This is a genomic window from Corynebacterium guangdongense (assembly GCF_030408915.1).
Taxonomy (GTDB): Bacteria; Actinomycetota; Actinomycetes; order Mycobacteriales; family Mycobacteriaceae; genus Corynebacterium; species Corynebacterium guangdongense.
Window position 1 is genome coordinate 172,992 of the sequence record NZ_CP047654.1, and the last position, 14,189, is coordinate 187,180.

Annotated in this window: 9 protein-coding genes, 2 tRNA genes and 1 other RNA gene; 7 read left to right on the forward strand and 5 right to left on the reverse strand. The window is 66.7% G+C overall.

The annotated features are described in order from the left end of the window. The first annotated feature begins 45 nt into the window (after positions 1 to 45). From CGUA_RS00905 to tgt, 3 genes are all read left to right on the forward strand, one after another. Positions 46 to 133 (forward strand) — tRNA-Ser (locus CGUA_RS00905). A gap of 184 nt (positions 134 to 317) precedes the next feature. Further along, positions 318 to 2,729 carry an MMPL family transporter gene (locus tag CGUA_RS00910; protein WP_290196781.1) on the forward strand — a complete coding sequence of 804 codons (2,412 nt, stop codon included), beginning with the start codon at positions 318 to 320 and terminating at the stop codon, positions 2,727 to 2,729. Between the two features lie 25 nt (positions 2,730 to 2,754). Next, positions 2,755 to 4,014, forward strand: a complete 1,260-nt coding sequence (gene tgt, locus CGUA_RS00915; RefSeq protein WP_290196783.1) for a tRNA guanosine(34) transglycosylase Tgt — start codon at positions 2,755 to 2,757, stop codon at positions 4,012 to 4,014. A gap of 80 nt (positions 4,015 to 4,094) precedes the next feature. Here tgt and CGUA_RS00920 read toward each other — a convergent pair whose 3' ends face one another. After that, complete coding sequence (locus CGUA_RS00920; RefSeq protein ID WP_374725080.1) at positions 4,095 to 4,721, reverse strand: queuosine precursor transporter; 627 nt, start codon at positions 4,719 to 4,721, stop codon at positions 4,095 to 4,097. A gap of 63 nt (positions 4,722 to 4,784) precedes the next feature. Between CGUA_RS00920 and gluQRS the strand changes: the two genes are divergently transcribed. Further along, positions 4,785 to 5,699 carry a tRNA glutamyl-Q(34) synthetase GluQRS gene (gene gluQRS / locus CGUA_RS00925; protein ID WP_290196788.1) on the forward strand — a complete coding sequence of 305 codons (915 nt, stop codon included), beginning with the start codon at positions 4,785 to 4,787 and terminating at the stop codon, positions 5,697 to 5,699. A gap of 72 nt (positions 5,700 to 5,771) precedes the next feature. On the opposite strand, the gene CGUA_RS00930 is transcribed toward gluQRS, so the two are convergent. Continuing rightward, positions 5,772 to 5,860: transfer RNA gene (locus CGUA_RS00930), tRNA-Ser, on the reverse strand. A gap of 131 nt (positions 5,861 to 5,991) precedes the next feature. On the opposite strand from CGUA_RS00930, the gene ffs reads away from it, so the two are divergent. Next, positions 5,992 to 6,089: signal recognition particle sRNA small type (gene ffs, locus CGUA_RS00935), an RNA gene on the forward strand. A gap of 102 nt (positions 6,090 to 6,191) precedes the next feature. Here the strand turns inward: ffs and CGUA_RS00940 are convergent. Then, a complete protein-coding gene (locus CGUA_RS00940) occupies positions 6,192 to 6,419 on the reverse strand; it encodes a hypothetical protein (RefSeq protein WP_290196790.1) in 228 nt (75 codons plus the stop codon). 30 nt (positions 6,420 to 6,449) lie between these two features. Further along, entirely contained in the window at positions 6,450 to 8,870 is a 2,421-nt protein-coding gene (locus CGUA_RS00945; protein ID WP_290196792.1) for a cytochrome P450/oxidoreductase, read from the reverse strand. 575 nt (positions 8,871 to 9,445) lie between these two features. On the opposite strand from CGUA_RS00945, the gene CGUA_RS00950 reads away from it, so the two are divergent. Together CGUA_RS00950 and CGUA_RS00955 are read left to right on the forward strand one after the other, a co-directional pair. Continuing rightward, entirely contained in the window at positions 9,446 to 10,717 is a 1,272-nt protein-coding gene (locus CGUA_RS00950; protein WP_290196794.1) for an aspartate aminotransferase type Ic, read from the forward strand. A 1-nt stretch (position 10,718) separates the two neighbouring features. Continuing rightward, positions 10,719 to 11,252: a suppressor of fused domain protein gene (locus CGUA_RS00955; protein ID WP_290196796.1), complete on the forward strand. Its 534-nt coding sequence runs from the start codon at positions 10,719 to 10,721 to the stop codon at positions 11,250 to 11,252. 21 nt (positions 11,253 to 11,273) lie between these two features. Here CGUA_RS00955 and ppc read toward each other — a convergent pair whose 3' ends face one another. Beyond that, positions 11,274 to 14,018: a phosphoenolpyruvate carboxylase gene (gene ppc, locus CGUA_RS00960; protein ID WP_290196798.1), complete on the reverse strand. Its 2,745-nt coding sequence runs from the start codon at positions 14,016 to 14,018 to the stop codon at positions 11,274 to 11,276. Positions 14,019 to 14,189: the final 171 nt, after the last annotated feature.

Below are 14,189 nucleotides of genomic sequence, written 5' to 3' on the forward strand. Positions count from 1 at the left end.
GCGATTTGGCCGCGGGTCACCGCCACCAGTAGACTTCACCACGCTGGTGGCGTGTCCGAGCGGCCGAAGGTACTCGCCTCGAAAGCGAGTGTGGGTAAAACCACCGAGGGTTCAAATCCCTCCGCCACCGCCATAAACTTCAGGAAGCCCCGCATCCCACGCCGGATGCGGGGCTTCCTTCATGGGCGTCCCGTTACACTTGGGGCGTTGCGGCCGATAGGCTCAATGGTCTTTAAAGGTCTTTAAACTGGTTCGTTTTTAAGCAACCGAGCCCTTAACACCCATCAACAGTTGATTTCAGGGAGCGAGCGCACAGCGTGGCACAATTCCTCTTCCGTCTCGGGCGATTCTCTTTCCGCAATGGCTGGAAGGTCCTGACGGCGTGGATCATCCTGCTCGCGGGCGTCGCTTTCGCGGCCCTGACTCTGGCAAAGCCCTTCACCTCCGAGTTCGCCATCTCCGGCACCCCGTCCATCGAGGCGATCACCAACCTCGATGAGAAGTTCCCCGGCGCCGGCGACTCGGTCAATGCCGCGGGCGTCAACGTCGTGTTCCACGCCCCCGAGGGGGAGACACTCGACGAGCCGCAGAACGCGGCGGCCATCGATGATGTGGTCGCCTACATCCGGGACAACATGGCCGGGGAGATCACCGGCACCGAGCGCTTCGGCAATCCGCTGCAGGTCTCGCCGGCGCTGCAGGACATGGTCTTCGAGCAGGAGACCTCGATGGGACTGCCGGAGGAGACCGCGCGCGCCGACGCCGAAAATCTCGCCATGGTGTCCGAGGACCGCACCATCGCGTACACCACCTTCACCATCGACGTGGAGAGCGCGCAGGCCGTGACCCAGGAGCACCGGGACACCATCAACGAAGCTCTCGATCTGGGCCGCTCCGAGGGGCTTCAGGTCGAGGCCGGCGGTGCGGGATTCGGCGATCCCATCGTCGTCGAGGGCACCAGCGAGATCGTGGGCCTGGTCGTCGCGTTCTTCGTCCTCATCGTGACCTTCGGTTCGGCCGTGGCGGCGATCATGCCCGTGGTGACCGCCGTGGTGGGCGTGGGCATCGGCGTCCTGCTGCTGGTCATGTCGACCCACTGGGTCGAACTCAACAACATCACCCCGGTCCTGGCGGTCATGATCGGCCTGGCCGTGGGCATCGACTACTCGCTGTTCATCCTCTCGCGCTACCGATCCGAGCTGCAGCGGATGAGCAGGGAGGAGGCGGCCGGCATGGCCGTCGGCACCGCCGGCTCCTCGGTGGTCTTCGCCGGCGCCACGGTGTTCGTGGCCCTGGTGGCGTTGTCGGTGGTCAACATCGAGTTCCTCACCTGGATGGGCCTCTCGGCGGCCGTGACGGTGGCCATCGCCGTCGTGGTTGCGCTGACGATGACCCCGGCGCTGCTGGGCGTCTTCAAGGGCAGGGCTTTCGGCGGCAAGATTCCGGGTGCCGCCGGCAACCCCTGGCGCCGCGGCGGCGAGTCCCGCGGGCTGGGCAACACGATGGGATCGCGCTGGATCAAGCTCGTCCACAAGGCGCCCGGCCTGGTCATGGCCGTGGTCGTGCTCAGTCTGGGTCTGATGACGCTGCCGGTCCTGGACATGGAGATGTCGTTGCCCTCGGACTCGACCTCGAACAAGGACACCACCCAGCGCAAGTCCGCCGACCTCATGGCCGAAGGTTTCGGAGAGGGCGTCAACTCACCCTTCCTCGTCATCGTCGACGCCGACGAGGTCAACCCGGACGCCCCGGCCCTGCAGCCGCTGATCAACGCGCAGTCCTCCATGGCGGGGCAGGCCCCGGATCTGCAGGCGATCGCTCAGACCTCCTCCTTCCTGTACACGGTCAACAACCTGCAGACCGTCAACGGCGTCAAGCACGCCCAGCTCATCGCGCAGAGCGAGGACGGCACCGCCGCCCAGATCCTGGTCACCCCGTACACCGGCCCGGAGAAGCAGGTCACCGTCGAGGTCGCCAACGCGTTGCGCACCGAGACCCGGGAAATCCAGGACTCCACCGGCGTCGACATCGGCCTGACCGGACTGACGGCGGTCCAGATGGACATCACCGAGCGCCTCGGCGGGGCGATGGGCCCGTACCTGGCCATCGTCGTCGGCCTGGCGATCGTGCTCCTGCTGCTGGTGTTCCGCTCGATCATGGTGCCGCTGGTCGCCGGCCTGGGGTTCCTGCTCTCGGTCGGCGCCGCCTTCGGCCTGACCGTGCTGGTCTGGCAGCAGGGCCTGTGGGGCCTGGTCAACACCCCGGCGCCGCTGATTTCCTTCATGCCGATCTTCCTCATCGGCGTGACCTTCGGGCTGGCCATGGACTACCAGATCTTCCTCGGCACCCGCATGCGTGAGCACTACACGAAGCACCACGGCCGCAGCGTCCTCGGCGAGGGCTACAACGCCATCGAGGAATCGGTCATCGTCGGTTTCACCCAGGGCGCGCGCGTGGTCACCGCCGCCGCGATCATCATGATCGCCGTGTTCGTGGCCTTCATCGACCAGCCGCTGCCCTTCATCCAGATCTTCGGCTTCGCCCTCGGCGTGGGCATCTTCTTCGACGCCTTCTTCATCCGCATGGCGCTCGTTCCGGCGATGATGTTCCTCATGGGCCGCGCGACCTGGTGGATGCCCCGGTGGCTCGACCGCGTCCTCCCGAACATCGACATCGAGGGCACCGCGCTCGAGGAGGAGTTCGAGAAGCGCCAGCTTGTCGACGCCTGACCCCCGCCGTCTACACTCAGGACCCATGACTGAGGACCTGAAGTTTGAGGTGGGCACACGCCTGGCGGACGTCGACAAGCCCGGCGTCAATGCCCGCACCGGGGTGATCCGGACCCCGCACGGCGATATCGCCACCCCGGCGTTCATTCCCGTCGGCACGAAGGCGACGGTCAAGACGCTCACCCCCGAGCAGATCCGGCAGACCGGTGCCCAGGCCATCCTGGCCAACGCCTACCACCTGTACCTCCAGCCCGGCCACGACCTGGTCGACGAGGCCGGCGGCCTGTCCCGGTTCACCAACTGGCGGGGCCCGACCTTCACCGACTCCGGAGGCTTCCAGGTGATGAGCCTCGGGGCAGGCTTCAAAAAGACCCTGGCCATGGACACCAAGGGTCTCGAGCGCGGTGACATCAAGGCGGAGAAGAAGGAGCGTCTGGCGCAGGTCGACGAGGACGGCGTCGACTTCAAGAGCTTCATCGACGGCTCCCGGCACCGCTTCACCCCGGAGGTGAGCATGCAGATCCAGCACGGACTGGGCGCCGACATCCTCTTCGCGTTCGACGAGCTGACCACGCTGGTCGACTCGAAGCGGTACCAGGGCGAGGCCGTGGAACGCACCCGTCGCTGGGCGCAGCGCTGCCTGGACGAGCATCACCGGCTGACGGAACTTCGTTCCGACAAAAAGAAGCAGTCCCTGTGGGGCGTGGTGCAGGGCGCGCAGTACGAGGATCTGCGCCGCGACGCGACGCGGGGACTCATCGAGCTCGACCGGCGGGCACGGGAGGACGGCCGCCGCGGCTTCGGCGGCTTCGGCATCGGCGGCGCCATTGAAAAGGAGAACCTCGGCCAGATCGTCGGCTGGGTCTGCGACGAGCTGCCCGAGGACAAGCCCCGCCACCTGCTGGGCATTTCCGAGCCGGACGACCTCTTCGCCGCGGTCGAGGCGGGCGCGGACACCTTCGACTGCGTGGCCCCCACGCGCCTGGCGCGCCGCGGCGGGGTCTACACCCTCGACGGACGCATGACGCTGACCAACGCCCGCTTCAAGCGCGACTTCAGCGGCATCGACGAGGAGTTCGGCGGCTACGTCTCGCAGAACTACTCCCGCGCGTACATCCACCACCTGCTCAAGGCCAAGGAGTACCTGGCCGGCACGCTGTGCACCATGCACAACGTGGAATTCACGGTGCGACTCGTCGACAACATCCGGACGTCGATCGACGAAGGCCGTTTCTACGAGTACCGCGAGGAGTTCCTGGGGCGCTACTACGCCTCCTTGAAGTAGGGGTGCCCGATTCCGCATCCGCCGTCCTGTCCGCCCAGGTCGCGGCTCGGCTCAGGCAGAATCGGGCACCGAAACCGGCCCTAGTATTCCTCGCGTTTCTTGACCCAGCGGATCACCAGCGAGGTCAGCGGCAGCAGCACCGCCTCCATCCCGGTCTTCCACAGGAAGCCCACGACCACGTAGTTGGCGAAGTCGGCCACGGTGCTGATGCCGATGACGGGGGCGGCGATCGCGCAGAAGAGCAGCGTGTCGCCGAACTGGCCGACCACCGTCGAACCGAGCAGGCGCGCCCACATGCTCCGCTCGCCCGTGCGCTGTTTCATCCGGGTCAGCGTCCACGCGTTGAGCAACTGGCCGACGAGGTAGCCCGACAGCGAGGCCACGACGATCTGCGGCACCAGCCCCAGGGTGGCGGCGAACTCCGCCTGGCCCCCGTAGAAGTCGGCGGCCGGCAGCCAGATCGCGACGTAGAAGCTCAGGACCGCGAGGATGGTCACGCCGAAGCTGGTGAAGATGGCCAGGCGCGCGTTGCGGAAGCCGTAGACCTCGGAGATCACGTCGCCGACGATGTAGGACAGCGGAAAGAGGAAGAACGCCGCGTCCAGCACGAACGGGCCGATCTGCACCCCCTTGGAGGCGGTGATGTTGGAGACCAGAAACACCGTGGACGCCAGCGCCACGAGCACCGGGAAGATCACCGAGTTCAGTCGTACCGACCTGGGTTGAGTAGTTGTCACAGGCGCACATTATGCCCCACTAGCCTGGTGGTCATGACTTCTGCTGCCACCGGGGCTGGGCGCTACGCGCCGTCGCCAAGCGGGGACCTTCATTTCGGCAACCTGCGCACCGCCGTGCTGGCGTGGCTCTTCGCCCGCCAGACGGGCCGCCGTTTTCTCATGCGCGTCGAGGACATCGACACGCAGCGTTCCTCGCGGGAGTCCGCGCGGCGCCAGCTGGCGGATCTCGCGGCATTGGGCATCGAGTGGGACGGGGACGTGATCTACCAGTCCGACCTCTTCGACACCTACCGGGCCGCCATCGCGTCGCTGCCGCACTACGAGTGCTACTGCTCGCGCAAGGACATCCAGCGCGCCTCCTCGGCGCCGCACGTGGCCCCCGGCTCCTACCCGGGCACCTGCCGGGACCTGAGCGAGGTCGAGCGCGCTTCACGACGCGCCGAGCTCGCCGCCGCCGGTCGTGTTCCGGCGCTGCGCCTGCGCGCCGCGGCCACGGAATGGACCGTGCAGGATTTCTACGCCGGCTCCTACACCGGCGTCGTCGACGACTTCATCCTGCGCCGCGGAGGCAACGCGGACCAGGGGCGCGACTACGCCTACAACCTCGCGGTGGTCCTCGATGACGGGGCGGCGGGCGTCGACCAGGTGGTGCGCGGCGATGACCTGCTCTCCTCGGCGCCACGCCAGGCCTACCTGGCGCACGTCCTCGGCTACCCGGAGTCGTCCTACGTCCACGTGCCGCTCGTGCTCAACGCCGACGGTGCCCGGCTGGCCAAACGCGACGGTGCGGTCACCCTGCGCCAGATGCTTGCCGACGCCTCCGTCACCGACGTCGTCACCCGCCTCGCGGAGTCCGTGGGCTGTCCCGGCGTGACCACCCTCGACGGGCTGCTCGGGGACTTCGACCCGGCCACCCTGCCCCGGGAGCCCTGGGTCTGGGTCGGCTGAGGGCGTGGGCGGGGTGGGCGGCACCCCGGAATGCCAGAAACCCGGTAGCACGGGGCTACCGGGTTTCTTGAGTGGCGGAGGATGTGGGATTTGAACCCACGAGGGTCGTGAAACCCGCACGCGTTCCAGGCGTGTGACATAGGCCGCTAGTCGAATCCTCCAGCGATGCGCACTGCGCTTCGGGGGATAACTTTAGCGTAAACATGCCGCTTCCCAAAATTGCAGGTCGGAGCGGGGATGTCGGGTGCCGTCGCGCGTTTGGCCTTGCGGGTGCCTGATGGGTTAGGATGGCTGCAGGATCCCGCGTGGCGCCATCTTGTGAACTCCCCCAGGGCAGGAATGCAGCAAGGGTCAACGAGCTCTGACGGGTGCGTGGGGTCCCCTTAATTTTCCGCCGCATAGGCAGCAGGGCCAGGTCGAGTGACCTGGCCCTTTTTGTGTGCCCGGAAACGACGGAACCCCCTGCCGGGGCAGGGGGCCGCAGGGCGGGGCTTAGCCGTCCTTGCGCAGGAACTTCAGCGCGTAGTCGAAGATCTTGGTGACGGCGTAGTCATCCTCGGCGCCGGTGGAGGCGGTGACGAGCAGTTCGCCGAGCTCGTCCTGGGACCTGCCTTCCAGGAGGGACTTCTCCTCGTGGTCGGCCATGTACTTCTCGAAGTGGCCGACCAGCTTCTCCTGGGGGACGTCCTTGAAGATGTCCCACATGTCAACGTGTGCCATGAAAATGTTCTCCTTTTATATCTGGTCGGGTTAGAGGTCGATGACGAGCTTGCTGCCGCGGCAGGCGCGGGAGACACAGGTCATGATCGAGTTGTTCGCCTGCTTCTCCTTGTCGGTGAGCACCTGGTCGTTGTGCTCGGCCTCGCCGGAGACGATGCCCACCTCACAGGTGCCGCAGATGCCCTCGCGGCACTCGGCGTAGAGTTCCTTGCCGGCCTCCTCGAGGGTCTCGAGCAGGGTCATGTTGGCCGGGACCTCGAAGGTCTCGCCGGAGCGGGAGAGCTCAACCGTGAAGGCCTCGTTCTGGGTGGGGTCCAGCAGGTTGGTCGCGGTGAAGGACTCGCGGCGGACGGTGTCGGCCGGCCAGTCCTTGGTGACCTCGAGGACCTCGTTGGTGAAGCGGTCCGGGCCGCAGGTCAGCAGCTGGGTGCCCGCCTCGTAGCGGTCGGCGAACTGGCTGATGTCCATGCGGCCGTCCTCGTCGGAGACGTAGAGGTTGGCGTTGCCGCCGTGGTCGCGGACGATGCGCTCCAGGTAGGACATCGTGGTCTTGGAGGAGCCGGAGTAGTGCAGCTCGTAGTCGATGCCACGGGCCTTGGCCTCGTCGGCCATGGCGATCATCGGGGTGATGCCGATGCCGGCGCCGACCAGGATGAGCTTCGTGGCGTCGGGATCGAAGCGGAAGTTGGCGCGGGGGCCGCGGACCTCGACGATGGCGTCCTCGTGCAGGTTCTCATGAATCCACCTGGAGCCGCCACGGGAGTCGTCCTCGAGCTGGACCGCGATCTCCCAGGTGTTTCCCTCGGCGCCGACGATCGAGTACTGGCGGTTCAGGCCGCCGGCGTTGATCTCGATGTGGGAGCCCGAGAAGGTGGCCGGCAAGGCGGCGCCCTCGGACGGGGCCAGGACGATGCGACGGATCTTGTCGGTGACGTCCTCGGTCTCCACGACCTTCATCGAACGGGTCTTGAGGGCGCGATTGGGGCCGTTGTAGATGATCTCCGGGTTCTCCTCGGAGATCTCCCCCAGGCGCTCCGGGTTCTTGGTGACGTCCCACCTGACCTTGAGGGTGGACGGGCCGCGGAAGGAGACCGACGGTGCGCGACCGTAGTCGTCCTGCTCGATGAGCTCCATGTGCGGCAGGCGCTTGAGCAGCTGCTGCAGCAGGACCTGCATCTGCAGGCGGGCCAGGTTGCGGCCCATGCACAGGTGCATGCCGTAGCCGAAGAGCAGGTGCTTGGTGACGTTGTCGCGGTAGAGGTCGAAGGTGTGCGGGTCCGGGAAGACCTCCGGGTCGCGGTTGGCCATGGAGGTGACCAGCAGGATGCGGGAGCCCTTCGGGATCTTGACGCCACGGATCTCGACGTCGTTGATGGCTTCCCGACGCCAGGCGTGGGAGCCGCCGTTCATGCGCAGGGACTCCTCGACGGCGTTCGGGATCAGCTCCGGCCTGTCCTTGAGCAGGTTCCAGACGTCCGGGCGCTCCGTGAACAGGTAGATGAGCATGTTCGAGATGGAGTTGACCGTGGTGTCGTGGGAGGCGGTGACTGCGGACATGGTCTTGGAGCGCAGGTAGTACATCGGGACCGACTCCGGGTCTTTGCGGTGTGCCCGGATGGAGTGGGGGACCCAGCCGGGGGCCTCGGTGTGCTCCTCCTGCATCATCAGCTTGTGCAGGACGCGCTGGGAGTGCTGCCAGAATTTTCCGTTGTCCTCAGCGTTCTTGAGGACGGCGTCCTTGTCCGGGCGGCCCCAGGTCGCGGTGGCGTGGGCCTTGGAGTAGACGTGGATTTTGTGCATGTCCTCGGCCGGGACGCCCATGAACTTCAGGGCGACGGTCAGCGGGGAGATCTGCAGCAGCTCATCGAAGATGTCGACCTCGCCCTTGTCGATGAACTTGTCGATGTAGCCGTCGACGGTCTCGCGGACCATCGGCTCGAGCTTGCGCAGCTCCTCGACGTTAAAGGGCTCCTCGAGGGCGCGGCGACGGGGGTTGTGGACCGGCTGGTCGGTGTTGACGATGGTGTCGCGGAAGTCGTAGCCATAGTCGTCGAGGATGTCCTTGGCGTCCTCGGACATCGGGATGGCCTTTTCGAGCGCCGTGTTGGCGGTGTAGTTCTCGGTGTCCTTGAACACCTTGATGACGTCCTCGTAGCGGGTGACGACCCAGTAGTCGCGCTCGCCGTCCGCGTTCTTGGAGAAGAAGACCGGCTCGTTCTCGAAGCCGTTCTTGACGTAGTCCCACGGAGAGTCCACGAACTCCTGTGACAGCGGATCCCAGCCCTGGCCCGCCGGGACGCCGGTGTTGCCGAAGAAGTCGGCGGTGTCGACGATCTCGCCGTTGAGGTACGGGCAGTTGGACTCCGCGGCGTCCCGGTCCCGGATCTGGCCGTCGGCCGCGGCGGCGGCCTCGTTCAGCCGGTTGATCTGGTGTGCCAGAGTGTCAGTCATGGTGAGCACCCTCCTCAGGATGTGGTGAATTCCGTCGCCGTCAGGGTGGTCCGCCCCGCGCGCCGGAGATGATGTGTCGTGCGATACAAAAGGAACCATATGGGTGACCTGCGCAACAGGGGAAGTTCTTACTTGCGCGCTCGGCACAATTGCCCCATTCCGGGGGAAATTAAGGAATATTAAAGGCCGGGTATCGGAAATGCGTTTTCTGGAATAGGTCCGTATCCATGCAGCTCATCCCCCATGCACCCCCTGAAGGGGGCTTTTAATAAGATCAATAGGATGTCAATCGGGCACCCCTAATGTCCGAACCTGAACGCCGACGTTCGGAGAGCGCCCGGAATGGGCCCGGCGGCACCCGGATCCGGGGTTGGCCGGGCCGAAACCGTCGGTGGCCCGTGGCGGGCAATGGTTGGCAACTGGCTGATCATTGCGTCCGGGGTGCGGGGAATGGGGGGATAAAAGGGTAGCGTCATAGGGGAAACGTCGGGCCTGCGGCCGGATAAGCCGACGCGTGAGCGTCGTGGCGCACCAGCCCGAACCGCACCGGGAACACATAGGAAAGGACTCCCACCGTGTCACTCCTCGACCTCAACGCCGATCAGCTGGCCGACCTTGCCACGAACGTCCGCAGGGACTACGACGAGCTGAAGTCCCGCGGCCTCAAGCTGGATCTCACCCGCGGCAAGCCGTCCGCCGAGCAGCTCGACGTCGCCGAAGCCCTGCTGGAACTGCCGGGCAAGGGCGACCACGTCGACGCCGACGGCGTCGACGTGCGCAACTACGGCAACCTCAAGGGGATCCGGGACATCCGCGAGATCTGGGCGGAACTGCTGGGCATCAACCTGGATCAGATCATCGCCGGTGACGCCTCCAGCCTGAACATCATGTTCGACCTGGTCTCCTACTCCTACATCTGGGGAACCAACGACTCCGAACGCCCGTGGAAGGACGAGGAGAAGGTCCGCTGGATCTGCCCGGTCCCGGGTTATGACCGCCACTTCACCATCTCCGAGAAGTTCGGCTTCGAGATGGTCACCGTCCCGATGCTCGAGGACGGCCCCGACCTCAACGCCATCAAGGAACTGGTCAAGGACCCGTCCGTCAAGGGCATGTGGCTGGTCCCGATGTACTCCAACCCGTCGGGGATCACCACCTCCGACGAGATCGCCAAGGGCCTGGCCGAGATGGAGACCGCCGCCCCGGACTTCCGCATCGTCTGGGACAACGCCTACGCCATCCACACCCTCGGCGACTCTTTCCGGACCTCCACCAACGTCCTCGACTACGCCGAACAGGCCGGCAACCCGAACCGCTTCTGGTACATGTCCTCCACCTCGAAGGTCACCTTCGCCGGCGCCGGCGTCTCCTTCCTGGCCTCCTCCCCGGCGAACCTGGCCTGGTACACCGGCATCGCCGGCACCCGCGGCATCGGCCCGAACAAGGTCAACCAGCTGGCCCACGCCCGCTACTTCGGCGACGCCGAGGGCGTGCGCAAGGTCATGCAGCGTCACTCCGATATCCTGGCCCCGAAGTTCCGCGCCGTCCTCGACATCCTCGAGAACCGCCTTGGCCAGTACGAGGTCGCCCGCTGGACCGAGCCGGAGGGCGGCTACTTCATCTCCCTCGACGTCATCGACGGCACCGCGTCCCGTGTCGTCGAGCTGGCGAAGGAGGCGGGCATCGCGCTGACCGAGGCCGGGTCCTCCTTCCCGCTGCACGATGACCCGAACAACCGCAATATCCGTCTCGCCCCGTCCCTGCCGCCGATGGCGGAGATCACCGAGGCGATGGACGGCGTCGCCACCTGCGTGCTGCTGGCCGCCGTCGAGAAGCTGGGGGCGTAGTTTGCACCAACAGGTCGCCTACTGGCTCTCCACGCTCTTTCCCACCCAGCTCGAGATGCGCAAGGTCGACGGCTCCCGCGTCGCCTACGGGCAGTGGGGGGAAGGGAACCTCGCCTTCACCTACGACCTGCACGAGCTCGACTCCGGGCTGACGCTTGCCGACGACGCGGACACGTCCGTCCGTGTCGAGCTCGTCACCCGCACGTCTGGGCCGGCGGAACTCGCCGTCGGGGCCGTCACCCGGGCCGCAGCCCGGCTCAAGGAGATGGCGGGAGCCGTCGCCGCCCAGCCCGGTGTGCTGCTGCCGGATCTGGCCCTGCCCGGCACGACCATGACCAGCGGACTGCTCATCGCCCCCCGCTTCTGGGACGGGCAGACCCCGCACCTCAGTCAGGAGGGGATGATGATCGTCCCGCTGGAGCTGGTCATGCTGCTTGACGACGAGTACGAGATCGCCCGGGAGCGCGGGGTCGAGGGGCTCGAGCGACGCCTGCGTCGCCGCGGCACCGACGACTCCGACTGGCAGCGCGACTAGGTGCCCGCCGGCGGCGCCCCTTTAACCCGAGGTGCGCAGGCCGGTGGCCAGGCCGTTCATGGTGACCTGGATCGTCTTGGACACCAGGAAGGAATCGTCGCCCGCGCGGTAGCGGCGCAGCAGCTCGATCTGGATCGCGTTGAGCGGCAGCAGGTAGGGGTAGCGGCGCTCCACCGAACGCTCGAGACGATCGTTGCCCGCCATCAGCGAGGTGTGGTCGGTGATTCGGTGGAACACCTCACGGGTCAGCTCGTACTCCGCCTCGATGGTCTCGAAGATGCGCTGCGACACCTCCGGGTCGTCGACCAGACGCGAGTAGAGCTTCGCCAGGTCCATCGACGCCTTTCCCATGACCTGGGCCATATTGTCCAGCACCGACTGGAAGAACGGCCAGGCCCGGTACAGGGTGCGTAGATCCGCCCAGCGGGCGTCGTCCTCGCCCGCCCAGCGGGTCACGCCGGTGCCGACGCCGAACCAGCCCGGCAGGTTCACCCGCGACTGGGACCAGGACAGCACCCACGGAATCGCGCGCAGATCCGAGACCGAGGAGGTCTGCTTGCGCGCGGTCGGGCGTGAGCCCATGTTGAGGTCGCCGATCTCGTGGAGCGGCGTCGACTGCGTAAAGTAGTCGATGAAGCCCGGATCGCGGCGGATGAGGTCGCCGTACTTTCGGCCGGCCAGCTCCGCGATCTCGCGCATGATGGCGTAGGCGCGCTCCGGCTCCCGGAGGGATTCGGTGTTGAGCAGCGAGGCCTCCAGCGTGCCGGCGACGAACGCCTCCAGGTGTCGGCGGGCGGTGGGGCCGGTGCCGTAGCGGGCGGAGATGACCTCGCCCTGCTCCGTGATGCGGATGGAGCCCTGAACCGCGCCCTTCGGCTGGGCCAGGATGGCGTCGTAGGTCGGTCCGCCGCCGCGGCCGACCGCGCCACCGCGGCCGTGGGAGAAGCGAAGGTCGAGGCCGCGGGCGGCGCAGGCCTCGACGATGGCGTGCTCGGCGTCGTAAAGCGCCCAGTTGGCGGACATGTAGCCGCCGTCCTTGTTGGAGTCGGAGTAACCGAGGACCACCTCCTGGATGTCACCGCGGCCGCGCAGGTACTGGCGGTAGACGGGCACGTTCCAGAGTTCCTCCAGGATGGCGGCGCCGGCCTTGAGATCGTCGATCGTCTCGAAGAGCGGGGCGACGTCGACGGAGCCGATGACGCGGCCCTGTTCCGGGTCGAAGCTGATCAGGCCCATTTCCTTCAGCAGGACCATCGGCTCGAGGACGTCGCTGACCGTGCCCGTCATGGAGACGATGCAGTGGGGGATGACCTCCGGGCCCAGGGTGTTGACCGCGTTGGCGGCGGCCCGGAAGATGCCGAGCTCGCGTTCGGTTTCCTCGCTGAAGGGCTCGGCCCAGGGGAAGGTCAATGGCCGCGCGGAGGTCAGTTCCGCGACGAGGATCCCGCGCTTGTCCTCCTCACTCAGGTCCCGGTAGGAGGGGGTGACGCCGGCGCGGGAGAAGAGCTCGTCGAGGACGTTCTCGAAGGACTCGGAGTTCTGGCGCAGATCGAGGGCGTTGAGGTGGAATCCGAAGGTGTCGACGGCGGAGCGCAGTCGTAGCAGCCGATCGTCGGCGATGATCGCGTCGTTGAACTCCCGCAGCGAGTGGTCGATGACGTCGAGATCCGCCTTGAACTCCCCGGGGGAGTCATAGGGCTCATACTTGCCGGAGGGGGCGGAGCCGACGACCGCGGAACGAGTGGCGCGGATGCGGCCGTGGACGCCGTGGATGGCGCGTCGATAAGGCTCGTCGACGCGGCTGGGGACATTGTTCCGGCCCCGATCGGCGAGCTCCTGGAGGGCGTCGGAGCTGTCCGAGTAGCGGTCGGAGAGGCTGAGCTCGCGCTCGAGCTCGCCGAGCTGTTCGACGTAGTAGGTCAGCACGGTCTCGGCGGCCTTGCGGGTGGCGTAGGTCAGGGTGTCGCCGGTGACGAAGGGGTTGCCGTCGTGGTCGCCGCCGATCCACGAGCCGGTGCGCACGATCTGGCGGTCGGGCACCGCGTCGCCGAAGATCTCGCGCAGGCCGTCGAGGGTGTCGCGGTTGATGGCCGGGACCTCCTCGAGCAGGCTGAGCTTGAAGTAGCGAAGGCCGACGTTGACCTCGTCCTCAATGCGCGGACGCGCGATGCGAATCAGCGCGGTCTGCCAGAGCAGGGTCATACGCAGGTGAATCTCGCGCTCGATCTCGGCGAGACGGGCCGAGCGGCGCGGAGTCTCCGGCAGGTCGACGATGCCGTGCCGCTCGCGCAGCAGCTCGACGATGCGCTTCTGCACGTCAAAAACCGTGCGGCGCCGCGTCTCGGTGGGGTGGGCGGTGAACACCGGCGAGACCTGGGCGTTGGCCAGAATCTTCGCGACGTCGCCCTTCTTCACCGCGCCCGGATCCCTGAGCTTGTCGAGGACGCCCTCGAGGGTCGCGTCCGGGGCGGCCTCCCCGGCGTCCTCGGCGGCGGCGAGCGCGGACTGGTCGTCCAGGTCCTCGGCGATGTTCGCCATCAGCGCGAAGTGGCTGAAGGAGCGCGCGACGAGGTTGATCTTGTTCTCGTCGACGTTGCGGAAGGTCGCCAGCAGCGCCTCGGCGTCCGCCTCCCCGTGGGCCACCGCGAAGGCCAGCTGCCGGGTGCTCTCCACCAGCTCGTATACGTCCTCGCCCTCCTGCTCGGCGATGACTCGGCCGAGGATGCGGCCGAGGAGGCGGATGTCGTCGCGAACCTGTTCACTCACTGGTTGAGGGTCCCTTCGGGAGAACGAATGTGGCAGTCAATTGAAGATAGCGCAGCAGAGTGTGGGATGCGTCCGGTACCCGAGGTCGGGTGCCCTGGCTCACGCGTTCCCATGCGGTCGCGCCTCCCGGGCAATTGGGCGATCCGTGTCGATTCCCACCTCGGAATTTAA